Source organism: Nonomuraea sp. CA-141351, from assembly GCF_050944675.1.
GTDB lineage: Bacteria > Actinomycetota > Actinomycetes > Streptosporangiales > Streptosporangiaceae > Nonomuraea.
Genome location: NZ_CP191982.1, coordinates 7173538 through 7195257, shown reverse-complemented (window position 1 = coordinate 7195257; position 21720 = coordinate 7173538). Strand labels below are relative to the sequence as shown.

Sequence of the window (21720 nt, the reverse complement as noted above, 5' to 3'; positions counted from 1 at the left end):
AACGTCCTTCCCGGCCGCGCCACGGCGGTGCGGCGGTCAGGCGTAGTGCCGGTAGACGGCCTGGGCGACGCAGGCGGGCTTGGCCGAGCCGTCGATCTCGACGGTGAAGTCGCACAGCATCTGGACGCCGTCGCCGGGAACGGCCTCGACCGAGACGACCTTGGCGGCCAGCCGGATCTTGCCGCCGGCCTTGACCGGGCTGGGGAAGCGGACCTCGTTGAGGCCGTCGTTGATGCTCATCGTCACGCCCTGGATGTCGAGCAGCCCGTTGAACCGCCTCGTCCTGCCAGGGGAAGGACGGGTGGGCCAGGATGATCTTCAAGTGGGGGAGGTCCACGGCCACGTCGTCGACGAGCATCGGGTTGGAGTGCTTCAGGCGGATGCCGCCCCCGCCGGGCACGCCCGCGCCGATGCCGGTCTGGCCGGTGTGGAACAGCGCGACCGCGCCGAGCTCCTCGATCGCCTCGTACAGCGGGTAGGCCATGGGGTCGTTGGGGGCGAAGCCCTGGATGCTGGGGTGGAATTTGAAGCCGCGCACGCCGCGATCGGTGACCAGCCGGCGGGCCTCGCGGACGCCCGCGCGGCCCTTGTGCGGATCGACGCTTAGGCGGCCATCCGATCGATGCTCGGCCGCTCGTGAGAGCCGAAGTACTTCTCCGCGACGCCGAACAGCGCCGGGCTCAGCGAGCCGTGGCCGTCCTTGGAGACCTCCACGTGGGAGGACAGGTCCATGGATTGGCCCCCTGCGTAGTGGACGATAGGCCGAAAGTACTTCCGTGACTGTCGTCAATCTACTGCCTAGTTTGTCCGAGGCGTGGCCCGGCCGTGTGCCGGGTGACCGCCGGCTTTTTCTGGGACACTGGCCCAGCCGCCGTCAACCCGGACTCAGCGGCGCTCCATTTCTTGACCGCTCGCAAGGTGGCTCGCTCTTGCTCCAGGCTGAAGCCGCTGCGATCGCGATTTCCGGGGCGATCTCAGCCCGGTGCCAGTGGCAGGCGCAGGACGAACTTGGCGCCTTGCGGTGAGTCCTCCACGGTCAAGGTTCCTTGATGTGCCTGAGCGACGGCGCGTGAGATGGCAAGGCCGAGACCACTGCCTTGCGGATCACGCCGGCGTCCGTCCGCCAAGCGGACGAAGGGCGCAAAGACCCGCTCGCGGTCCGCCGGATGGATTCCGGCGCCGTCATCAAGCACGCTGACCATCGCCTGTCCGCCTTGGCGCGTCACGCTGACGTCAACACACGTCCGGGCGTGACGCTGGGCGTTGAGAAGAAGGTTCAGCAGCACCTCGGTGAGTTGGACGGGGTTGCCGCGCACCTCCACGCTTTCTTCGGCGTGGATTCGGACCGGCACCTTGGTGTCCCGTCGTGCGACTTCCTCCCGTACCAGAGTGGTGAGATCTACCTGCTCGGGCCTGTGTGGGGAGGTGCGCACGCGGGTCAGCGCCAGCATCTCATCGATGATCGACTGGCAGCGCTCCAGCGTGGACAGCGCATCCTCGACTGCGATTCGCGGGTCCACGTCGGAATACAGCAATGCCTCTTCCAACTGGGTACGCAGCCCCGTCATCGGGGTGCGCAGCTCGTGTGACACCATCGAGGCGAAGTGGCGCTGATGGTCGACCGCTTCCTGCAACCGCGACAGCGTTTCATTGGCGGTGCGGGCCAACCGCGCGATCGCGTCCCGCCCGGGCGGTTCCGGGACGCGCAAGCTCAAGTCGGTCACGGTGACCTGTGCGACCCGCCTCCGTATCGCCTCGACCGGGCGCAGCGCCTGCCGTACGAGTATCCAGGTCGCCCCAGCGAGAAATACGCTCACGACCAGGGCGCCGGTGCCGAGAAGAAGCTCCAGGGTATGCGTGGCCAGGATCGCGGGTTGCCGGCGACCGGCGTAGACGATGTGGGACTCGCCACCCCACAACAGCTGTTCCTCTTGCGGTGAGGGCCGGACGGCGGTGAACATCACGCACTGCGCAGCCGTACATTCCGTGCGGTGCTCAATGCGGTCATCAGATGGGGGCCAGTACTCGCTCATTGCCGGGCGTCCCGCAGCGGCTCTACTGGCGGACACGACCTGTCCGGATGAGTTGACGAGTTGGAGCAGATTGACGTCCGAGGTCGTTACCGGAGGGGGAGGCCGTGCCTGGTTCATCGCTCCGATCCAGTCGACGGCCGCGCGCTCGGTATTTTCGAAGATACGTTGCTCGGCTTCTATGCGAATCGCCAGATCCGCGGCAATTCCGACCGCGCTGAGAGCTATCAGCGACAGTAGTCCCGCTGCCAACGTGAGGATCGCGTGGACAGAAAGCCGGCTGGGAAGCGACACTCTTTACCTTTCTGGTGTCCTGCTTGCCTCGCAAGAGACGCCAGGCGCGTTCAGCTCTCTTTGTTGCCGACTTTCTTGCTGTCGGCGCGCAGATCCGGCATGTGGCACCCGACGGTTACGGAGACGTGCCAGGCTTCGCGCCGCCGGAAGTTGCCCTGCCCACGGGCATGAAGGGCGGCCTTGCGTGCTCACCGATATCAGTTCCCTCGCCGGTCACGAAGGCCGACTCCGCGTACGGTCAAAGTTCTTTCATGTTTTGGCTGGAGAGGTTCGAAGCTGAGGTCATGGGCGGCTTGGTGTCCAGGTGAATCGCCCCGGGTTCGATGGAGACTGCCCCTGCAGGAGGCGCTGTGCTACGGCTGGATCGACGGCCTGGCCCGCTCCCGCGACGAGTCGACCTACTCCCAGCGCTTCAGCCGAGGCCGACAGCCGCTTCCCCACCCCGCCGAGCGGCTGATCGTTCTCTCCGATGTCGAGCCGCGTACGCGCCGGACGTAACCTCTCCCGATGGGACGGCGACCAGGGCCGGACCGCCTTCCTGCTGGATCAGGGCCGCGGTCAGCCCGGAGATGCCTGTGCCGGCGATGACCACACGCATAGGGCGACCTGCTCGTACAGGGTCTGTCCAGGCCAGGTGCTCAGACGTTGCGAAGGACCGAGACCACGATGCCCAGGACCACGGCGCCGTCACCGTCGATGACGTCGTAGGCGGGATTGCGCGGTTCAAGATGGACATGCCCGTTGCGTCGGCGGTACACCTTGACGGTTGCCTTGCCGTCGATCATCGCGGCGACGATCTGGCCCGAGTACGCCTCGGGCTGCTGCCGTACCACGACGATGTCGCCGTCGCAGATCGCCGCGTCGATCATCGAATCGCCTCGCACCCGGAGACCGAACACGTTGCCACGGCCAGTGAGGAGGCGGGGCAGGGGCAGTATGTCGTCCACGTGCTCATCGGCCGGGATGGGGCTGCCCGCGGCGATGTCTCCGACCACGGGCACGCTCACCAAGTCGCCGGCCGGTTCCGGCGCCGAGGCTCGCAGGAACACCCGCACGTCGATCGGCCGGGTCATCGTCGTGCCCCGGCGAAGGAAGCCCTGCTCCTCCAGGCTCTTCAAGTGCTTCGACACCGACGAGGACGACCGCAGCCCGACCGCGTGACCGATCTCGCGTGTGCTCGGCGGATACCCGTATCTGACCACCCAGTCCCGGATCGTGGCCAGGATCCGCTGCTGGCGCTGCGGCAGAGCCGAGAAGTCCAGGTGCTCGAACGTGTCAGGATCGTCGTAGGTGGTCACGTGCGACATGCTAGAGGCCGGCACGAAGACCGGCGAGCACCAGACGTACACGCTGGACGCGGCCGTGCGACTTCGGTCAGGGAGCGACGACCGCTATTCGGTCGACGTAGTCCTCGGTGAGCCAGAGATTGTCGTCGGGGCCATCCGTGATGTCGAACGCCCCCGAGAAACTGGTCGGCAGTGAGTACTCATTGATCGTCCCGGACGTGGTGATGCTGCCGACCTTGTCGCCGATTTGCTCGACGAACCACAGCTTGCCGTCGGGACCGGCCGTGATGCCCCATGGGAAGCCGTTGCTGTCCGCAAGTGCGTATTCGGTGAAGGCGCCCGCGGTGGTGACGGAGCTCACCTTTCCGTTGGCGTCGGTGTACCAGAGGTTGCCGTCCGGACCTGTGGTGATCCCGACGGGGATCGCGCCGGACGACGGGATGGTGAATTCGGTGATCGTTCCGCTGGTGGTGATCCGTCCGATCTTGCCCGTCAGCGACTCCGTGAACCACAGATTCCCGTCCGGTCCCGTGGTGATGCGCATCGGGTAGGTGTCGCTGGCCGGCAGGGCGTATTCGGTGATGGTCCCGCCGGTGGTGATCCGGCCGATCTTGTTGCCCAGTTGCTCGACGAACCACAAGGCGTTGTCCGGTCCTTTGGTGATACCCCACGGGTAGGCGTCGCTGTTCGGCAGGGTGTACTCGGTGATGGTCCCATCGGTGGTGATCCGGCCGATCTTGTTGCCGACCGCCTCGGTGAACCACAGGGCGTCGTCCGGGCCGGCGGCGATGAGACCCGGCTGGGAATCGCTGGTGGGAATGGAGTATTCGGTGAACAGCCCCCCGGTGGTGACGCGTCCGATCTTGTTGGCGGTGTTCTCGGTGAACCACAGCGCATCGTCCGGCCCCCTCCTGATGCCGACGGGACTCGCATGGCTGCTCGGCACCGAAAGTTCGCTGATCGTCGCCCGCTGGGCCTGCGCCGCGAGCCTGGCAGGAGAGACGCGCCGGGGCGGTGCCGGGCGGCGGCAGCGTATATGCCGGTGCTCGGGCATCTGCTTGAGTTCGAGACAGAGTTTCACCCAAGGGCGTTGGGGTGACGGGTTGAGTTCCATGCCGGCGGATGCGGACACGGGCGAGAGCGCGCTTGCCGCCAGAGCCACAGCCAGGGTCACGAGCGGGTATTTCAGACGTCGAGAACGCATGACATCCTTTCCAGAGAAAGAACGAAGGGGCTGCCCGGACCCCGCGAAATGCCGGTCCGCCGCCGGCGCGAGCCCTTGAAGCCCGATCTGGCCGTAGTCGCTCCGGCGCCCCCAATATCACGCACGGTCACCGCCCGGCTCCCGCCATCCGCGTTCGTGGCTGGTCATGGAAATGCCAAGCTCATCGGCGGGCCGCCTGACCCTCGCCGCTTCGAAGGGAGCGCCCGCAGCGCCGCCCCGGGCTCGGCGGGACGCATAGCCGCTTGCCTCGGACACCGTCCAAGCGCGACTCTTACATGAGCGGGGTCATCGCTTCGGGGGAGGTTGCGATGAGCGCGTACGGCACGACCATCACTCCTGTGGCGCGTTCCATGAGCCGGACGCCGACGGTGGGCGTGGAGGAGGAGTTCCTGCTGCTCGACCATGCCGAAGGCCGCCCGGCCCTCACAGCCCCGGCGGTCCTGGCGCTGCTCGACGGCGAACCGCACGTCAAAGCCGAGGCCATGCGCTATCAGCTCGAGACGGTCACCGGCGTGTGCACGGACCTGGCGCAGGTGGCAGAGGAGCTGTCCCGCCACCGGACGCTCGCCTCACGCGCGGCAGAGGAACTGGGCTGCCACCTGGTCGCCTGCGGCATCGCCCCTCGGCACGTGCCCGGCCTGTCCGCCCTCACGGCCGATGCCCGCTACCAGGAACTGGCGGCCCGCCACGGCTCTCTGGTCGCGAGCTCTTGCACCTGCGGCTGCCACGTGCACGTCGGCGTCCCTTCCCGCGAGCTGGGCGTGCAGGTCCTCACCCGGCTCCGGCCCTACCTCGCCACGCTCCTGGCGCTCAGCGCCAACTCTCCCATCGCCGGCGGCGGGGACACGGGCTGGGCCAGTCGCCGCTACCGGCGGTGGAGCCGCTGGCCGACGGCGGCGCCTCCTCGCGCGTGGCGATCGGCGGCCGACTACGACGCCGCCGTGTGCCACCTGATCCGCTGTGGCCATGCCATGGACGAGCGGAGCGTGTACTTCCACGCCCGCCTGTCGCCGCGCTACCCGACGGTGGAACTTCGCGTCATGGACACATGCCTCTCGGTCGAGGACACCCTCCTGATGGCAGCCATGGCGCGGGCACTCGTCGCCCTGGCCATCGCCGACGTGGCACGCGATGTGCCCATCAAGGTGCTGAGCGACAGGCAGATCGTCGCCGAGTTGAACGCCGCCGCCCGCCACGGCCTGGACGCCCTCGCCGTCGATCCGTACACGTCCCAGGTCATGCCGCACCGCGACCTACTGGAGATCCTCCTGCCGCGCCTGCCCGAACCCGAACCGATCGCCCTGCTGATCCACAGGCTCGCCATCCGCGGAACAGGCGCGGCCAGGCAGCGAAAGATGTGGTCCCAGGCCGGCACACTGCCACAGTTCGCCCATCTGGTCGCCGGCGCGACACTCCGCTGAAGCCCATCGGCCGCCCCGGCTTTCATGCTCGACCCGCACACGGCGAAGGTCTTTGGTCCTGCTCATGAGGGTCGTACGCCTCTGCCCCGGCACGGTGACCACTCCCAGGCTGGAAGGAAGTGAAAAAGTCCAGGAAGAGTGGTGGAGGCCGGACATGAAACGGTCGGCAGTAGCGGGTATCGCGGCCGGCGCGATGCTGGCGACCGTGGCGGTGAGCGGGATCTCCGTCGCAGTCAACGACGTGGCCCAGCAGGTGACAGAGATCACGTCCGGGCAGCAGGGTGCCGCACCGGCCGGGTCGGGCATGACGGGGCCCTATGGGTCGATGCGCAGCGTGCACGTGAGCGACGAGGCCGACTATCTAGCCCACATGGTGGCCAATCAACACGAAGCAGTGGCGGCGGCCCGGCACCTGCAACGCTCGGACCGGCCCCAGATGCGCGCGCTGGGCGCCTCGATCGCGGAGACGCAAAGTGCTGAGACCGCCACGATGAAGGCCTGGCTGGGCAAGTGGTATCCGGGGCGTTCCGGGGCGGAGGCCGGCTACCAGCCGATGATGCGCGAGCTGTCCCGGCTGTCGGGCGACGCGCTGGATGAGGCGTTCCTGCGCGACATGATCGGCCAGCACATGGCGGCGGTCATGATGTCGCAGCAGCTGCTGAGCTTCGGGCGGGCCCAGCACGGCGAGGTCGCCGCGTTCGCCGCCAAGATGCGCGATCGCCGGCATGCCGAGATCCTCCAGATGCAGAGGTACCTGGCTGACTGGTTCCGTGGCACGCAGTGCGGGACGTGGGGCAGGCCGCCCGGCTCGTCACCGGCGCCCTCGCCGGGCAGGCAGTCACGCGAGCCGGGCACGACGGGCCGGTGAGCGTCCGCACCGAGGGAAGCCGGGCAGGTTGACCGGGCCGGCCACGCCGGGATCCAGATCACGTCAGTCGTGGCGGTCGTCCCGTAGCCGGGCGGCCAGCGCCGCGGCCTGGGTGCGGCGCTGCATGTTGAGCTTGGCGAGCAGGTTGGACACGTAATTCTTGACCGTCTTCTCGGCCAGGAACATCCGTTCGCCGATCTGCCGGTTGGTCAGTCCTTCGCCGATGAGGTCGAGGATGTGGCGTTCCTGTTCCGACAGCGCGGCGAGGGGGTCCTTCCTGGCGGCCTGGTCGCGCAGGCGCTGCAGCATGGTGGCGGTGGTCTGGGGGTCGAGCAGCGATTGCCCCGAGGCCACCGTGCGGACGGCGCCGACGAGGTCGGAGCCGTGGATCTGTTTGAGCACGTAGCCGGAGGCGCCGGCCATCACCGCGTCGAACAGCGCGTCGTCATCGGCGAACGAGGTCAGCATCAGGCACGCCAGTCCCGGCAGCCGGGAGCGCACCTCCCGGCACACGTCCACGCCGCTGCCGTCCGGCAACCGCACGTCGAGCACTGCCACGTCGGGCTTCAGCGCGGGGATGCGGGCGATGGCCGACTCGGCCGTCCCGGCCTCGCCGATGACCTCGATGTCGTCCTCGGACTCCAGCATCGCCGCGACACCCCGCCGCACGACCTCGTGATCGTCGACGAGGAACACACGAATCACGTTCACCACGCTATCCGACCGCCGGCCCGGCCGGGAAAACGAAGGTCCCCAAGTCGCAAGCCCCGTTTCGCAGGGCCTTTCGAAGTTTGACCGAAGGCTGTCTCCCAGATTTCCTTGAAGGAACCTTGGGTAGCCGGAATGTACGGCTCGCAGGCCCGCTCGATGCCGTCGCATGGCTTTCCCGGCCTTGGATCGCCGAAGGCCTCGGGGAAGCGCGCCCGCCGCCGGAACCGCAGATGAGCGTCGCTGCCGGCCCGGTGCGACACTGATAAATGTGGAGGACGAGCGCCACCCGTTGATGCCGCAGATGCAGCTAGATGAGCTGCTGGCCGAGTTGCAGGTGCGGCTCAACGCCGTGCTGGCCACTCGGGACCGGGTGCACGCGCTGCTCGAGGCGATCGTGTCGGTGGGCAGCGAGCTCGATCTGGACACCGTGCTGCGCCGCATCACGGAGACCGCGACGAAGCTGGTGGATGCCAGCTACGGCGCGTTGGGCGTGGTCGGCCAGGAGAACACGCTCATCCAGTTCATCCCGGTGGGGCTGAGCGAGGAGGAGATCGCCAGGATCGAGCACTGGCCGCACGGCCTGGGCCTGATCGGCCTGCTGATCAAGGATGCGCGGCCGCTCAGGGTAGGCCGCATCTCCGACCATCCGGAGTCGTACGGCTTCCCGCCGGGTCATCCGCCGATGGGCACCTTCCTCGGCGTCCCGATACGGGTCCGCGAGGTAGTTTTCGGAAACCTTTACCTGACCGAGAAGCGCGGCGGCGGCGAGTTCGACGAGGAGGACGAGGCCATCGTCATAGCGCTGGCCGCCGCAGCCGGCGTCGCCGTGGACAACGCCCGTTCGTACGAGGTGTCACGGCGGCGTGAGACCTGGCTGCAGGCGTTGTCGCAGGTGACCACGAGCCTGCTGTCCGGTGCTGACCCGCGCGAGGTGCTGAGCTCGGTGGCGGGGTGCGCCCGCAAGATGACCGATGCGGACCTGGTCGAGGTGCTCCTGCCCGAGCCGTCGAGGCAGTCGCTGATCGTGGAGATCGCGGAGGGCGAGGGTGCGGAGGAGCTGCCGGGCGCCGTCTTCGTGGTGTCGGACACGCTCGCGGGTGATGTGTTCATCCAGGGTGAGTCCATGTCCGACCCCGACATGCAGACCGTCCCGCGCCCTGGCTCGCCGCTCCGGCGGCTGGGTTACGGGCCGGTGCTGATGGTGCCGTTCGGCAACGTGCCGGACGTGCGCGGGGTGCTGGTGCTGGCCAAGCGGAGCGGGCGGTTGCCGTTCAGCGAGGCGGATCAGCAGGTGCTGCAGGCGTTCGCCGGCCAGGCGGCGATCGCGTTGGAGCTGGCCGAGGCGCGCAGGGACGCCGAGCGGCTCGGCCTGCTGGAGGACCGCGATCGCATCGCCAAAGATCTGCATGATGTGGTCATCCAGCGGCTGTTCGCCACGGCGATGACGTTGATGAGCACGATCCGGCTGATAGAGCGGCCGGAGGCGGCCAAGCGGGTGCAGCACGCGATCGACGAGCTGGACGAGACGATCCGGAAGATCCGCTCGTCCATCTTCGCGCTGCAGGGCCCCGGCGAGATGGCCGCGCCGGGACTGCGAGGGCGGATCGTGGAGCTGGTGGAGGGCGCCGCCGGCCATCTGGGTTTCATGCCGGGCCTGCGCATGGAGGGGCAGATCGACACGGTGGTGCCCGACCCGGTCGCCGAGCACCTGGTGGCCGTGTTGTGCGAGGCTCTGTCCAACGTGGTTCGCCACTCCCACGCCACCCGCGCTGACGTTCTCGTCGAGGCCGCGGGTGCCGAACTCGTCCTCTTGGTCACGGACAACGGCGTCGGCCTGGGAGAGACGGGACGCCGTAGCGGCCTGCGCAACATCGAGGACCGGGCCGCCCGGCTCGGCGGCACCGCGGAGCTCATGGCCCCCGAAGAGGGAGGCACAACGCTGCGCTGGCAGGTCCCGCTGTGAGCCATCACCGCCGCGGCCGACGCCGGTTCAGTCGGTGAGGCGGCGGCCGGACACCTGCTCGGCCTCGACCACGATGTAGTGGTCCCGCCCGAAGGGCGCCCAGGCCGTCAACGGCAGCGCCGCAACCCGGTCGAGCTCGGCCGGGTCGGTCACGGCCCGCGAGTGTCCCACCGCGGTGACAGACCAGCCGGTACGCAGTTCGGCATCGAACTCATCGGCCTCGAAGGCCACCACGGCACGCCGGGTGGCGGCGGCCAGCTTGGACCCGATCGAGGTCCGGATCACGATGGAGCGGCCGTCGAGATGGAAGTTGACCGGCTGCACGGCCGGCAGGGCATGGTCGGTGAACACGATTCGCCCGATCGCTGTCGTGGACAGCAGACCCAGGCACTCCTCGAGGGAGAGCACCTGAAGTCCGGACGAATCCAGCTGCATACCTTCAACATCCCTACTCGGGGCCCGGCTGCGTTAGAGGCGAAAGTCCCATCCTTCCTGCCGATCAGTCCGAGGGCTGAAGCAGGCCGCGAGCCACGGCGGCCCCACGGGCGTGGGGCCGCCGCGAGCCGGCTCAGGGGGTGGTGACGGTCGTGCGCGCGGCCGAGGAGGCCCAGTACAGGGCCCGGGCCACCTGCGGGAACAGGCCCTTGGGGTGGTTGCGGAAGAGCGGCTCCGTGCCGAACAGCACCACGGCCGCGCCCCGCTCGTCGCGGCCGCTGACCACGGCCGCCTGGCCCCGGGCCGCGTCCTGGCCGCCGGTCCCGTCTGCGTCGGGCCGCCAGTGACCGGACACCAGGGGCCCGTCGGCGGCGTACGACTGCTCGACCGTGACCTCCGGCCCGAGGCCGGTGAACCAGCGCGGCGAGTACACGAACGAGTGGCCGGGCGATCCGGCGCCGACCTGGCGGCCGGTGGAGACCGTGCGTACCACGCCGTTGGCGTCGTCGCGGCCGGCGACGGAGGTCGCCGTGAGCAGCCCGGCGGCGGCGTTGAAGGCCGCGCCGGTCCCGCCACGGGTGATCACGCCGCCGGTGGCCAGGAACGCGTCGAGAGCCGCCCTGGCCGCCGGGTTGAGCGCGGCGTAGCTCAGCCCGCTGGAGACGTACAGCACGTCGGTCCCGCTCCAGTCGAAGCCCGCGTTGAGCGCCGCGGTGGAGACGGGGGTGACGGCGAAGCCCAGCTCGCGCAGCGTGAACAGCTCGTCCGCCGAAGCGGCGGCGGCGATCCGCACCGGCGACAGCGGCACGCCGGACCCCGAGGCCACGCGGGTGAAGGCCACGCCGTAGCGGTCGGACACCGTCCGCGCGGCCGGCCGGGCGGACGCGGGGACGATCGCCGTGCCGTCCGCCCACGTCACCGCCACGCCCTGCGCCAGCAGGTCGTTGACGGCCAGGACCTCCTTGGCGTCGGTCACCGCCAGCGCGAGCGGCCCGGGCGTGCGCGGCACGGACCCGGTCGGAGCGGCGGCCTTGACCGGGGAGGCCTCCACGCGCAGGGACGTGACCGGGTCCACCGTGGCCCCCCAGAGCAGGGCGTGGCTCCAGCCGGAGATGTCGTACATGGCGTCCACTCTGGGCGAGATGTCCGCGCCCGGCTCCAGCATGACGTTGGCCAGCCCGCGCTTGGGCTGGCGCATGTCCACGACGTACGACCCGGCCGGGTACGTCCTGCCGTCCGCCCTGAACGGCCGGTCGGCCCGGCCGACCCGCACGTCATTGGCGATCAGGTGGTCGACCAGGCGCGCGGCGGCCGTGGCCGAGCGCCGCCCGCTGATGACGTACGCCCGGGGGAAGGTGGTGTTGTAGACGTCCTCCGGCCCGAACCCGGGCACGATGCCGACCGGCACGACCCTGGACGGCTCCCCGGCCGCGCCCCGCCGGAACACCTCGATCTGGTCCGCGATCAGCCGGTCGTGCTTCGCCTGCACGAACGCGTACGTGGCCCGGATGGCCGCCGCGGCCACGTCGGTGTTGATGGCGGAGCGGCGGCGCAGCTCCTCGACCGGCTGCTGCGTGTAGTCGGAGCCGTTGACCCGCAGCGGGATCTCGACCGTGTGCGCGGCGACCGTCCCGTGGAACGGCGCGTACTGCGGGGTGAAGATCGGCGGCCAGTCGTCCCAGCCCTCCGCGGAGTCGCGGAACGGGATCTGCGGCGGGTACACACCGTCCTTCTCGAACGTGTACCCGAGCGCGTTGATCGCGGCCTCCATGCCGAGGCCGTTGGCGTAGGCGTTCTGGATGAACAGGTCGTACTCGTAGTTCGCGCCGTGCGGCGGCGTGGTCGGCTCGATGAGCGTGCCGTTGACGTACCCGTGCAGGTCGATCATGGTGACCGGCTGGGCGTCGATCATCACCTGGCGCATCGCCCGCACCTCGGACTGGGAGGCGGTGATGAAGTCGCGGTTCAGGTCGAAGCCCGCGCCGTTCTGGCGCACACCGTTGACGCGGCCGTCGGGGTTGGCGGTGACGTTGAAGTACAGCCTGGTACGCGCCAGCAGGTCGGCGATCTTCGGATCCGTGCTGGTGGCGAGCTCTTCGATGACGCGCAGGGCGGCGTCGGTGCCCTCCCACTCGTTGCCGTGGATGTTGGCGTTGACGAAGAGCGGCGCCTTGTACCGTGCGGCAAGGGTGCGGTCGCGGGCGGCGGCGGCCGGGTCGTTCTCGATGCGTTCGCGGATGCGCGCCTGCTCGCGGGCCTCGGCGGCGCTCTCGGGCGCGGTGACGGTGACCAGGTAGAGGTCGCGGCCACTGTAGGAGCGGCCGATGACCTCCGCGCTCACCCGGTCGCTGCGCTGCAGGTCGTTCAGCCGCGGCGCGATGCCGTGGTACGGCACCAGCCCGAGCTTGATCGAGGCGTCGGCCGGGTTCTCCGCGGGCACGGGCAGGCGTGTGTGCCTGGGGTAGCCCACCTCGCGCGAGATCTCGGGCTGGGCGCGGAGCGTCTGGGCCTGCTCGGGGATGTCGGCGGCCACCTCGTTCCGCTCCGGGCCGTTGCCGAAGTCGCGTACAGCAGGGGCAGGCGGCTCGGCGGGACCGGCGGCGGCCGCTCGCGGGCCGGCCAGGGATAAGGAGGGGACGACGAGGAGCGCGGCGAGCAGGACGGGGGACAGTCGCAAGAGGTTCCTCCAGCTGGATCAGGGTTCCCGGAAGTCGGCGGCGACCCCGGCCAGCGAGATCAGCCCGGCCGCGAACTCCATGGCCTCGGCGTGCCCCTCCGCGAACGGCGGCTGGAAGCCCACGCCCTCCCACGCCCGCGTCGCGGGGTTCCACAGGTCGGCGCCCACCTCGAAGTCCCACCCGTAGACGCCGTAGTCGTACCAGAGCTCGTCGGCGGAGTTCCCGGCGGCGGAGTAGAGCACGTCCGTGACGGGCCCCGTCTGCTGGGGCCAGGTGACGGTGCCGCGCTCGGCGGCGATGGCCTCCTCGATCGTGCGGGCCGAGCGCAGGAAGTACGCCTCCTGCTGGGACGTGGGCCTGGGCAGGGTGACGCGGCCGGCGAGCTTGTAGGCGCCGGGCGGCCACATGAAGTAGCCGCCGTAGCTGTGCACGTTCATGGCGAACCTGATGTTGCGGTACTTCTGCGCCAGCCACATGACGTTGCGGCTCTCGGGCTCGGAGTGCTCGGCGGGTCCCGCGTACGTGCCGCTCTGGCAGTTGGCCGAGGCGCCGAAGTATCCGTCGGACAGCGAGCCGGTCGCGTAGTTGCGGTTGACGTCCACGCCCCAGGCGTTGCGCAGCGCCGGGTCGGACTGCTGCGGCGGGCAGTGGTTCGTCATGTTCTTCCGCTGGGCGTTGAAGTCGTAGAAGCTGTAGTTCGCGCCGTCCGGGTTGACCGTCGGCACGATGAAGACGTCGGTACGCTCCAGCAGCCGGCGGGTGGCCGCGTCGAGCGCGTAGTTACGCAGCAGCCGCTCTGCCGCCTCGACGACGACCAGGGGCGCCACCCACTCGCGGGCGTGTTCCTGGGCGTAGGCCAGCACGCCGGTGCGCGTGCCGTCGCGGTGCGCCCCGATGCGCAGGGCCAGCACTCGCGCGGGCGCCCTGGGGACGCTGGCGGGCGCGTGGAGGAAGTCGCTGAGCTGGGTGCGCGGCGCGGGCGCCATGACGCCGGAGCCCGGGTCCGTGCGGTAGGTCGTGGCCTTGACTCCGGTGCCCGCGGTGGCGTTGATCGCGGCGGCCACCTGGGCGGCGGTGCTGATCGGCGCGCCCGAGCCGTCGGTGGCCAGGCTGACGGTGATGAGCTTGCCGTTCACGGTGACCTGCAGCGCCTTGCCGGGCGCGCCCGGGCCGACCAGCTCGACGGCCAGGTCGTTGCCGCCTTCCGAGCCGTAGGCGTCGGAGGTGACGACGACGGCGGCGGCGGGCGGCGTGCCGATCAGGGCCTGGGCGTGCCGCCGGTAGCCGTTGGTCGGGTACGGCAGCGTGATCAGCTCCGTGAGCTTGGGGAAGCGCTGGTGCAGCGCCTTGATCCGCTCGTTGAGCTGCGCGGGCGGCATGTACTGGGTGATGAAGTCCTTCTGGTAGCCGGGGACGGCCTTGCCCGGCCCCTCGCCGTCGGGCCACGCCTTGACCTTCGCCTCGGCCGCGCCGCCGGCCGCCGAGGTGACGGTGACCCACTCCGGCCGGCTCGCGGCCGGCACCGGGGTGCTGAACTGGTGGCCCAGGTACGCGCCCGCGTCCACGTACGCGACCATCGGCGCCTGGCCGGTCGAGCCGCCCTTGCCCTTCCACGTCACGGTGAGCGTGGCGGCCTCTCCGGCGCTGCTGGACGCCTCGACGGACAGGAAGTACCCGTCGCGGGACTTGAACCAGACCGCCCGCTCGATGACCAGCTGGTCCTTGCCCGTGGCGGACTTCGCCACGGGCGGGGGCGGCGTCTCCGGGGCCAGGCTCACGCCGAACGACTGGTAGGCCGCGAGCTGGCTGGGCGTGACCACCGCGTCCACCTGAATGCTGCCGTCCGGTTGCGGCCGTACCCGCTCGGTGAGGTCGGCGCCCGCGGCCGTCAGCCGGTCCATCGCCGCCCGGTCCGGCAAGGAGAGCGTGACCAGCGAGGCCGGCTCCGGATCGGACGGCGCGGCGACGGACGGGGCCGAGGGATTCGCGGCCGCGAACGTCGTGAGAACGATCATCAGTACGACAGCGGACGCCCGCAGGCCACGCATCGGCTCCTCCTGGATCACCCGTATGAGGATCATTGAAAGCCGACTTGATCGAACCGGCAAGGACCCCGGCCTATCCGGCGGACAGGAAATCGATGATCTCGCGCAGGAACCGGTCGCGCCCGTTACGCGTCACGAGGCCGTGACGTGGGGCACGGCCTCGTACATCGCCCAGTCGGCGCTGATCGCGCCGGCCGTCTTCAGCAGCAACGGGAGGTGCTCCTCGGTCAGCTTCTCCATGGAGGTCTCGGCGGCGTGGGCGTTGACGTTGACGGCCGCGATGACGTTGCCGAGCCCGTCCCTGAGCGGCGCGGCCACCGACCGGATGCCCAGGGCGAGCTGCTCGTCCGTCGCGGCCCAGCCCTTCGCGCGGACCCCGCGCAGCACCGCCTCGCGCTCCTTGGCGTCGGGGCGCCACCTGGGCTCGATGCCGGAGCGGCTCGGCTCGGCCAGCACCCGCTCCACCTCGGCCGGCGGCAGCGCGGCCAGCAGCACCTTGCCCAGGGACGTCTGCAGCGCGGGGAAACGGGTGCCGATCTGCACCTGGAGCGCGACGATCTTCGGCACCGCCACCCTGGCGACGTACACGATGTCGGAGCCGTCGAGCTGGGCGATCGAGGACGACTCACTTGTCTGCCTGACCAGCTGCTCCAGGTGCGGCCTGGCCACCTCCCACAGCCCCATCGAACGGACGTAGGTGACGCCCAGCTCCAGCACCCGCGGCGTGAGCGCGAACCCTCCCTGCTCCGCCCTGGCGTACCCCAGCTCCTGGAGGGTCAGCAGGATGCGGCGGGCCGTCGGCCGGGCCAGGCCGGCGGCCGTCGCCACCTCGGTCAGGGACATGACCGGGCGCCCCGGCTGGAAGGCCCTGATGACATCGAGGCCGCGGGCCAGCGCCTCGATGAAGTCAGGTCCGGTGTCACCACGTGCCATGTACGCCCTCGCCTCGCTCGGAATCGGTCCCATCCGACTTTAGACGGCCGGCCGTCCGCCTGGCGGCGGGTCATAGGCGGTGGGTGGCGTCACTCCGGTAGTCGGTGTACGTGTACGGGTTGTCGAGGATCTTCGTCGCGGGGATGTCCGGGTTCATGCCCTGTTCCCACGCCTCGTCGCCCATCTCGGAGCGCAGGTGCTCCACCGTGCGCTCGACCTGGAGGCGGGCCGTGGCGAGGTCGATGCCGAGCAGGCGGTGCTCGTGCTTGACCACGCGCCCGTCGACGAGGACGGTGTGCACGTCGCCGCGCTGCGCCTGGAAGGCGACGTGGCCGAACGGGTTGAGGATCGGGAACGACACGGGCGACAGGTCGTTCTTGATGAGCACGAGGTCGGCCTTCCTGCCGGCCTCGATCACGCCCAGGTCGTCGCGGCCGAGCGCGCGGGCGCCGCCGCGGGTCGCCCACTCCACGACCTGGTCGGCGCGCAGGCCGCAGTGCGTGACGGTCTCGCCCTTGGCGTGCGCCTCCAGGTGCTCGCGCGAGCGGTCGGCGCCGAGCGTGGCGCGCATGGCGGAGAACAGGTCGCCGCTCCACCACACGCTGGTGTCCATCGACAGCGACACCGGGATGCCGTGGGCGCGGATCGCCCAGGTGGGCGGGTAGCCCTGGCCCGCGCTCTGCTCGCTCTCCGTCGAGACCGAGACGGAGCCGCCGGTGGCCGCGATGCGGTGGTAGGAGTCGGCCGAGAGCGAGGCGGCGTGCACGTAGATCGTCCCGGGGGTCATGAAGCCGTGCTCGTGCATCAGGCGGATGCCGTCGTCGCTGGTGGCGCCCCACACGCCGGCGTGCGTGGTGACGGGGACGCCGAGCTCGCGGGCCACCTCGAACGCGGGCTTCTCCGGGAACGCCGGGTCGCCCAGCACGTCGAAGGCGATCTGGAAGCCGAGCATGTCGTCGCCGGTGACACGCCTGCGGACGAAGTCGCGGAACTCGGGCGCGGTCGTCCACTCGGCGGGCGGCTGCTGGATGTTGCCGTACGCGAGCACGTACCGGCCCGGCACGGACTCCAGCGCGTCGGCGGCGGCGTCGGCGTGGTCGGGGGTCCCCAGGCCGTGCGACCAGTCCACGACCGTGGTGACCCCGGCGTCGAGCGCCTCGATGGCGGCCAGCGTGTTGCCCGCGTGGATGTCCTCGGGCCTGAACAGCTTGCCGTGCTCCAGGTAGAACCAGACGAAGTACTGGGTGAGGGTCCAGTCGGCGCCGTATCCGCGCATCGCGGTCTGCCACATGTGCCGATGGGTGTCGATCATGCCGGGCATGACCAGGCCGCCGGACGCGTCGATCGCGATCGCGTCCTCCGGCGCCTCCAGTTCGGGACCGACGGCGGCGATCCTGTCCCCGACGACGAGGACGTCCGTACGGGGTAAGACCCGCCTGCCGTCCATCGGCAGCACGGTGCCGCCACGCAGCACCACGGGCCGTCCGGCCTCGAACTCGTTCATGGCACGCTCCTCGCGAACGATTGTCCGCCATACGGTCACCGTCACTGTGATGAGCGCAGGCGCCGATGTCAAGACGGTTGACGGCCGGGCCTGCTGGTGGTGGTATCGCTTGAGCGGACAATCGTCCGTTGGGCGGACGCAGGAGGGGAGCTCATCGTGGCTGAAGGCCCGCTGTCGGGCGTGCTGGTGGCCGACTTCTCCAGGGTCCTGGCGGGGCCGTACGCCACGATGCTGCTGGCGGACCTCGGGGCCGACGTCGTCAAGGTCGAGTCGCCGGGCGGGGACGACACCCGGTCGTGGACGCCGCCCGCCAGAGGAGAGGTGTCCACGTACTATCTCGGCGTCAACCGGGGCAAGCGGTCCGTCGCGCTCGACCTGCGGGACCCGGGCGACGCGGAGGCGGCCAGGGAGCTGGCCCGGCGCGCGGACGTGCTGGTGGAGAACTTCCGCCCGGGCGGGCTGGCCAAGTACGGCCTCGACTACGCCGCGGTCAGGTCCGGCAACCCCGGCGTCGTGTACGCCTCCATCAGCGGGTTCGGGTCAGGGGCCGGGGCACGGGTGCCCGGGTACGACCTGATGGTGCAGGCCATGTCCGGGCTGATGAGCCTGACCGGCGATCCGGACGGGCCGCCGTACCGGGCCGGGATCTCGGTGTTCGACGTGATGGCGGGCAACCACGCCGTCATCGGCATACTCGCCGCGCTGCGCCACCGGGAGGTGACCGGGCGGGGACAGCACGTCGAGGTGAACCTGCTGTCGTCGGCGCTGACGGGGCTGGTCAACCAGAGCTCGGCGTACGTGGCCGGGGGCGTGGTGCCGTACCGGATGGGCAACGCGCATCCGAGCGTGTTCCCCTACGAGCCGCTGCCGACGGCGGACCACGAGCTGATCGTCGCGGCCGCCAACGACGGGCAGTTCCGCAAGCTGTGCGAGGTGCTCGGCATCCCCGAGGTGGCCGACGACCCGCGCTTCGCCCGCAACGCCGACCGGACCGCGCGGCGCGAGGAGCTGCGGCCGATCCTCGTGGAGCGGCTCGTCACCCGGCCGGCGGACGAGTGGTTCGACCTGCTGGTGGAGGCGGGGGTGCCGAGCGGGCCGATCAACACGATCGACGGCGGGTTCGCGGTGGCCGAGCGGTTCGGGCTCGAGCCCGTCGTCGTGGTGGGGGAGGGGGAGCGGGCGGTGCCGACGACGCGGCACCCGATCCGGTTCTCGGAGACACCCGCCGGGTACGCGCTGCCGCCGCCGGACCTCGACGAGCACGGCACGGAGCTCCGCAAGTGGCTCACCGAGGGCGCGGACGGGGGCGGTCATGAATGAACCGAGGGAGTACCCGACCGCGCTCGGGGCGTCCTCGCTGAAGTCGATCACCCTGCTCGGGCACGACTTGGCCGAGGACGTCATGGGCGAGGTGGGCTTCGGGGAGCTGGCGTTCTGGCTGGCGACCCAGCGCCGGCCCTCGCGCGGAGAGGTACGGGTGTTCGAGGCCGTGCTGGCCGCGCTGGCCGACCACGGGTTCACGCCCACCGCCATCGTGACGCGGCTGACGTACCTGTCGGCTCCGGACTCCGTCCAGGGGGCGCTGGCCGCCGGGCTGCTCGGCGGCGGCTCCCGCTTCCTCGGCGTCACCGAGGACTGCGGCCGTTTCCTGGACGACGTGCTGCGCACCCGAGACCCCCTGCCAGACGACGACGCCGCGTGGGACGCCCTCGCGCTCGAGACGGTGCGGGCCCGGCGCGAGGCGGGCAAGCTCATCCCCGGCCTCGGCCACCACGTGCACAAGGACGGCGACCCGCGTACGGCGCGGCTGTTCCGGATCGCCGCCGAGGAGGGCGTCCTCGGGCCGCACCTGTCGCTCTTCGCCGCCGTCGGCCGCGTGCACCCCCAGGTCCTGGGCCGGACGCTGCCGCTGAACGGGGCCGGGGCCTGCGGCGCGGCGCTGGCCGACCTGGGGCTGCCGCTGGAGCTGTTGCGCGGCTTCGCGCTGCTGGCCAGGACGGCCGGGCTGATCGGGCAGCTCGCCGAGGAGCTGCGCCGTCCCGTGGCCAACGACATCTTCCTCTCGGTGGACCTCAACAACCGTTCCGTCCCGCCCGAGCCGTATGCCGCCAACGGAGGTACGCATGGCTGAACTCGTCGCGGTCATCGCATCCACCCACCATCCCTTCTACCACCGGGCCAGCACCTCCACCGGCGAGGACCGCCCGCCGTTCGCCGACGAATGGGTGCGCAAGGTGGAGGCGTTCAGGCAGACGCTCACCAGGGCGCGGCCCGACGTGCTGGTGATGGTCGGCTCCGACCACTTCCACCAGCTGTGGCTGGACAACATGCCGCAGTTCCTGGTCGGCAAGGCGCCCTTCTACGACGCGAACTTCTACAACGAGGAGCGCGAGTTCGGCTTACCGCGGATGCTGCTCAAGGGGCAGGAGGACCTGTCGGCGTACATCCTGCGCGAAGGGCTGGACGCGGGCTTCGACCTGGCCTTCTCCAACGAGCTGCGGATCGACCACTCCATCACCTGCCCGATCATCACCCTGCGCCCGCAGAACGACCTGCCGATCGTGCCCGTCTACACCAACATCTTCGCCCCTCCGCTGCCGCGTCCCCAGCGGTTCGTGCAGCTGGGGCGGACGATCCGGCAGCTCGTGGAGTCCTGGCCGTCGGACCGTCGGGTGGCGGTCATCGGCACCGGGCACCTGTCGCTGGAGCTCGGGGGACCGCGCCAGTTCGGGCCGCACGGCCCCGACCCGGAGTTCGACCGCAAGGCCGTCGAGTGGATCTCCGCGGGGGACATCGAGGGCTGCCTGTCGGAGGTCACCCTGGACAGCCTGCACCTGCCGGGCAACGCCACCCACGGGTTCATGGACTTCATGCTGATGATGGGGGTGGCGGGCGAGGGCCGGAAGGCCGACTACGTGGACACGTACGACCTGTTCCACACCATGGAGGCGTACTTCACCTGGTACCCGAGCGGAGGCGCTTCGTGAGCAAGTACTTGCTGAACAAGTTCCTCTTCACCGTCGACCGCGATCCCGAGCTGGTCGAGCGGTACCGCGAGGAGCCGCGGGCCACCGTCGAATGGTGGGAGTCCGAGTACGCCAACCGCATCCTCGGCTGCCACGCCGGCGAGTCGTCCACGTGGCTGCGCTTCGACGACACCGAGCGGGAGGCGCTGGCCGGGCACGACTTCCCGAAGCTGTTCGAGCTGGGGGCGCACCCGTTCCTGACGCTGACGCTGTTCATCGCGATGTTCGAGCGCGACCACCCGCCACTGGGCTTCCAGACGGAGTACGCGCGGCGGCTGGCGCACGTGCGGATGCCGTACCCGGACATCGCGACCTGATGCGGGCAGTCCGGATCGAGACGTGCGGGCGGCCACCGGTGGCCGGGGACGTTCCCGCGCCCGTGCCCGGCCCAGGAGAGGCCCTGGTGCGCGTGCGCGCCGCCCCGATCACCCCGCTGGACCTGCTGTGCGCGGGCGGCGCCTCCTACTTCGGGGCGCCCGCCGTCCCCTACGTGCCCGGCGTCCAGGGCGTCGGCACCGCCGGCGGGACGCCCGTGTGGTTCCCGGCCTCGGCCGGGATGGCGCCGGGCGACGGGAGCATGGCCGAGCTGGCCGTGGTGCGCGCGGAGGACCTCGTGGAGCTGCCCTCCGGCGCCGACCCGTTCGCCGTCGCCGCGCTCGGCCTGTCGGCCGTGGCCGCCCACATGGCGCTGACCTGGCGCGGCGAGCTCGCGGCAGGCGAGCAGGTGGTGGTGCTCGGCGGCGGGGGCGTGGTGGGGCAGGCGGCCATCCAGCTCGCCCGTCTCGCGGGCGCGCGCAGGGTCGTCGCGGGCGCCCGCTCGCCCGAGGGCCGGGAACGGGCGGAGCTGGCGGGGGCGGACGCGGTGGTCACACTCGACACCGAGGACGTGGCCGACCTCGCCGCCCGGTTCTCGGCCGCGTGCGACGGCCCGGTGGACCTGGTGCTCGACCCGCTGTTCGGCGCCCCGGCCGCCGCGGCGGCCCGCACCCTCCGCGCCGGTGGCAGGCTGGTCAATCTCGGCGGCTCGGCCTCCGAGACGTGCCCGCTCGACTCGTCCACGCTGCGCAGCCGGTCGCTACGAGTGCTCGGGTACACGAACAACGAGCTGACGAGGGAGCAACGCGCCGCGGCCATCGCCCTGATCGCGGAGCAGGCGGCGCTCGGGCGGCTGGCGGTGGCTCACGAGGTCATGACGCTGGAGGAGGCGGGTGCCGCCTGGGAACGCCAGACGGCGGGCACGGCCGGCGGCCGGATCGTGCTGCGGGTCGCTTGAACCGCGGGCACGGTGGCAGCATCGCGAT

The 21720-nt window shown here is 70.5% G+C and carries 19 protein-coding genes and 1 pseudogene; 8 read left to right on the top strand and 12 right to left on the bottom strand.

Features of this window, described 5'->3' with window-relative positions:
• Window positions 1-36 precede the first annotated feature (36 nt).
• The 6 genes and pseudogenes from ACQPWU_RS34015 to ACQPWU_RS33990 all read right to left on the bottom strand — a co-directional run bounded on the left by ACQPWU_RS34015 (window position 37) and on the right by ACQPWU_RS33990 (window position 4691).
• Complete coding sequence (locus tag ACQPWU_RS34015) at window positions 37-240, bottom strand: hypothetical protein (RefSeq protein ID WP_433445588.1); 204 nt, start codon at window positions 238-240, stop codon at window positions 37-39.
• 70 nt (window positions 241-310) lie between these two features.
• Window positions 311-556: pseudogene (locus tag ACQPWU_RS34010) on the bottom strand (amidohydrolase family protein); the annotation flags it as partial.
• 47 nt (window positions 557-603) lie between these two features.
• Window positions 604-732, bottom strand: coding sequence for a hypothetical protein (locus ACQPWU_RS34005; protein ID WP_433445587.1), 129 nt, complete (start codon window positions 730-732; stop codon window positions 604-606).
• 242 nt (window positions 733-974) lie between these two features.
• Entirely contained in the window at window positions 975-2324 is a 1350-nt protein-coding gene (locus ACQPWU_RS34000; protein ID WP_433429118.1) for an ATP-binding protein, read from the bottom strand.
• Between the two features lie 638 nt (window positions 2325-2962).
• Entirely contained in the window at window positions 2963-3631 is a 669-nt protein-coding gene (gene lexA, locus ACQPWU_RS33995; RefSeq protein ID WP_433429115.1) for a transcriptional repressor LexA, read from the bottom strand.
• A gap of 67 nt (window positions 3632-3698) precedes the next feature.
• Entirely contained in the window at window positions 3699-4691 is a 993-nt protein-coding gene (locus tag ACQPWU_RS33990; RefSeq protein ID WP_433429112.1) for a Vgb family protein, read from the bottom strand.
• 452 nt (window positions 4692-5143) lie between these two features.
• Between ACQPWU_RS33990 and ACQPWU_RS33985 the strand changes: the two genes are divergently transcribed.
• Together ACQPWU_RS33985 and ACQPWU_RS33980 are read left to right on the top strand one after the other, a co-directional pair.
• Window positions 5144-6256, top strand: coding sequence for a carboxylate-amine ligase (locus tag ACQPWU_RS33985; protein WP_433429110.1), 1113 nt, complete (start codon window positions 5144-5146; stop codon window positions 6254-6256).
• A gap of 154 nt (window positions 6257-6410) precedes the next feature.
• Window positions 6411-7124, top strand: a complete 714-nt coding sequence (locus ACQPWU_RS33980) for a DUF305 domain-containing protein (RefSeq protein WP_433429108.1) — start codon at window positions 6411-6413, stop codon at window positions 7122-7124.
• Window positions 7125-7187: 63 nt separating this feature from the next.
• Here the strand turns inward: ACQPWU_RS33980 and ACQPWU_RS33975 are convergent, their stop codons facing one another.
• Window positions 7188-7829 (bottom strand): response regulator transcription factor, encoded by a 642-nt coding sequence (locus tag ACQPWU_RS33975; RefSeq protein ID WP_433429106.1) that lies wholly within the window; start codon window positions 7827-7829, stop codon window positions 7188-7190.
• A 274-nt stretch (window positions 7830-8103) separates the two neighbouring features.
• Between ACQPWU_RS33975 and ACQPWU_RS33970 the strand changes: the two genes are divergently transcribed.
• Window positions 8104-9798, top strand: a complete 1695-nt coding sequence (locus ACQPWU_RS33970) for a GAF domain-containing protein (protein WP_433429104.1) — start codon at window positions 8104-8106, stop codon at window positions 9796-9798.
• A gap of 27 nt (window positions 9799-9825) precedes the next feature.
• Here ACQPWU_RS33970 and ACQPWU_RS33965 read toward each other — a convergent pair whose 3' ends face one another.
• From ACQPWU_RS33965 to ACQPWU_RS33945, 5 genes are all read right to left on the bottom strand, one after another.
• Window positions 9826-10233, bottom strand: a complete 408-nt coding sequence (locus ACQPWU_RS33965; protein WP_433429102.1) for a pyridoxamine 5'-phosphate oxidase family protein — start codon at window positions 10231-10233, stop codon at window positions 9826-9828.
• A gap of 133 nt (window positions 10234-10366) precedes the next feature.
• The gene (locus ACQPWU_RS33960) at window positions 10367-12910 is read right to left on the bottom strand and encodes a M14 family zinc carboxypeptidase (protein WP_433429099.1); all 2544 of its coding nucleotides are present in this window, start codon (window positions 12908-12910) and stop codon (window positions 10367-10369) included.
• A gap of 18 nt (window positions 12911-12928) precedes the next feature.
• Window positions 12929-14977 (bottom strand): M14 family metallopeptidase, encoded by a 2049-nt coding sequence (locus ACQPWU_RS33955; RefSeq protein WP_433429097.1) that lies wholly within the window; start codon window positions 14975-14977, stop codon window positions 12929-12931.
• A gap of 111 nt (window positions 14978-15088) precedes the next feature.
• On the bottom strand, window positions 15089-15889 hold the full coding sequence (locus ACQPWU_RS33950; protein ID WP_433429094.1) for an IclR family transcriptional regulator domain-containing protein: 801 nt from the start codon (window positions 15887-15889) through the stop codon (window positions 15089-15091).
• A 70-nt stretch (window positions 15890-15959) separates the two neighbouring features.
• On the bottom strand, window positions 15960-17393 hold the full coding sequence (locus tag ACQPWU_RS33945; protein ID WP_433429092.1) for an amidohydrolase family protein: 1434 nt from the start codon (window positions 17391-17393) through the stop codon (window positions 15960-15962).
• A gap of 156 nt (window positions 17394-17549) precedes the next feature.
• On the opposite strand from ACQPWU_RS33945, the gene ACQPWU_RS33940 reads away from it, so the two are divergent.
• Genes ACQPWU_RS33940 through ACQPWU_RS33920 form a run of 5 tightly spaced genes read left to right on the top strand, consistent with a single transcriptional unit; the run spans window position 17550 to window position 21692 of the window.
• Window positions 17550-18713 carry a CaiB/BaiF CoA transferase family protein gene (locus ACQPWU_RS33940; protein ID WP_433429089.1) on the top strand — a complete coding sequence of 388 codons (1164 nt, stop codon included), beginning with the start codon at window positions 17550-17552 and terminating at the stop codon, window positions 18711-18713.
• A complete protein-coding gene (locus tag ACQPWU_RS33935; RefSeq protein ID WP_433429087.1) occupies window positions 18706-19524 on the top strand; it encodes a citryl-CoA lyase in 819 nt (272 codons plus the stop codon). Before ACQPWU_RS33940 ends, ACQPWU_RS33935 begins: the two co-directional genes overlap by 8 nt.
• Window positions 19517-20380: an extradiol ring-cleavage dioxygenase gene (locus ACQPWU_RS33930; protein WP_433429084.1), complete on the top strand. Its 864-nt coding sequence runs from the start codon at window positions 19517-19519 to the stop codon at window positions 20378-20380. The genes ACQPWU_RS33935 and ACQPWU_RS33930 overlap by 8 nt, the downstream gene beginning before the upstream one ends.
• Entirely contained in the window at window positions 20377-20736 is a 360-nt protein-coding gene (locus ACQPWU_RS33925) for a hypothetical protein (protein ID WP_433429081.1), read from the top strand. Before ACQPWU_RS33930 ends, ACQPWU_RS33925 begins: the two co-directional genes overlap by 4 nt.
• The gene (locus ACQPWU_RS33920) at window positions 20736-21692 is read left to right on the top strand and encodes a quinone oxidoreductase family protein (protein ID WP_433429078.1); all 957 of its coding nucleotides are present in this window, start codon (window positions 20736-20738) and stop codon (window positions 21690-21692) included. Before ACQPWU_RS33925 ends, ACQPWU_RS33920 begins: the two co-directional genes overlap by 1 nt.
• Window positions 21693-21720 lie beyond the last annotated feature (28 nt).

Coding starts and splice junctions, on each gene's coding strand:
- ACQPWU_RS34015 (WP_433445588.1), bottom strand. CDS start 240: ATGAGCATCAACGACGGCCTCAACGAGGTCCGCTTCCCCAGCCCGGTC.
- ACQPWU_RS34005 (WP_433445587.1), bottom strand. CDS start 732: ATGGACCTGTCCTCCCACGTGGAGGTCTCCAAGGACGGCCACGGCTCG.
- lexA (WP_433429115.1), bottom strand. CDS start 3,631: ATGTCGCACGTGACCACCTACGACGATCCTGACACGTTCGAGCACCTG.
- ACQPWU_RS33985 (WP_433429110.1), top strand. CDS start 5,144: ATGAGCGCGTACGGCACGACCATCACTCCTGTGGCGCGTTCCATGAGC.
- ACQPWU_RS33980 (WP_433429108.1), top strand. CDS start 6,411: ATGAAACGGTCGGCAGTAGCGGGTATCGCGGCCGGCGCGATGCTGGCG.
- ACQPWU_RS33965 (WP_433429102.1), bottom strand. CDS start 10,233: ATGCAGCTGGATTCGTCCGGACTTCAGGTGCTCTCCCTCGAGGAGTGC.
- ACQPWU_RS33950 (WP_433429094.1), bottom strand. CDS start 15,889: ATGGCACGTGGTGACACCGGACCTGACTTCATCGAGGCGCTGGCCCGC.
- ACQPWU_RS33945 (WP_433429092.1), bottom strand. CDS start 17,393: ATGAACGAGTTCGAGGCCGGACGGCCCGTGGTGCTGCGTGGCGGCACC.
- ACQPWU_RS33935 (WP_433429087.1), top strand. CDS start 18,706: ATGAATGAACCGAGGGAGTACCCGACCGCGCTCGGGGCGTCCTCGCTG.
- ACQPWU_RS33930 (WP_433429084.1), top strand. CDS start 19,517: ATGGCTGAACTCGTCGCGGTCATCGCATCCACCCACCATCCCTTCTAC.
- ACQPWU_RS33920 (WP_433429078.1), top strand. CDS start 20,736: ATGCGGGCAGTCCGGATCGAGACGTGCGGGCGGCCACCGGTGGCCGGG.